We start from the raw sequence: 588 nt of genomic DNA, 5'->3' as shown, positions 1-588 counted from the left end.
ATTGCTGCCGCTCTGGCGCACGAAGGAGTTGTAGCCCAGCGCCACGCCGTTTTCGCCGATGGAATTGGTCTGACGGCCCATTGCGGTGCTGTTGACGCCGCTGGCACTGCTGTCCACACCCAGCGCACTGGCACCGGTCGCCGACGCCCGGCTGCCGGAGGCAATCGCAACACTGCGCGCGCCGCTGGCGCTGGCACCTGCACCGACCGCGCTGCTGCGATCGCCGGTTGCCGAGGCCACGCCTTCGCCGGTGGTTTGCACCATGCCATTGGTGGTCTGCACATCGGCGGCCAGGGAATCCAACTGGCCCTTGTTGACCGCATCGGTGGCGGCCTGGCCGTCGCTGACATTGACGATGCGACGCGTTGCCGGACCGCCGCGGCCATTGCCGCTGCCGATCGACACCGTGTCCGCTTCATAGGTGCGCGAACCCGAGCCCAACGCCACCGAATCGGCACCGGTTGCGCCGGCATTGGCACCGAGCGCCACACCGTTGACCGCGCTTTGGCGCACGAACGCGTTGTAGCCCACAGCCACCGCATTTTCGCCAATCACATTGACCTGACGACCGACACCGGTGCTGTTGAT

The 588-nt window shown here is 66.8% G+C and carries 1 pseudogene; it reads right to left on the bottom strand.

Annotation, left to right across the window (positions count from 1 at the left end):
• A pseudogene (locus tag ABQX22_RS26720) lies at positions 1-588 on the bottom strand (hypothetical protein); the annotation flags it as partial.

It is taken from the genome of Xanthomonas sp. WHRI 1810A, assembly GCF_040202885.1.
Lineage (GTDB): Bacteria > Pseudomonadota > Gammaproteobacteria > Pseudomonadales > Pseudomonadaceae > Aquipseudomonas.
Note: the sequence above shows the minus strand (reverse complement) of the source record. Positions and strands in the feature narration are given on the sequence as shown.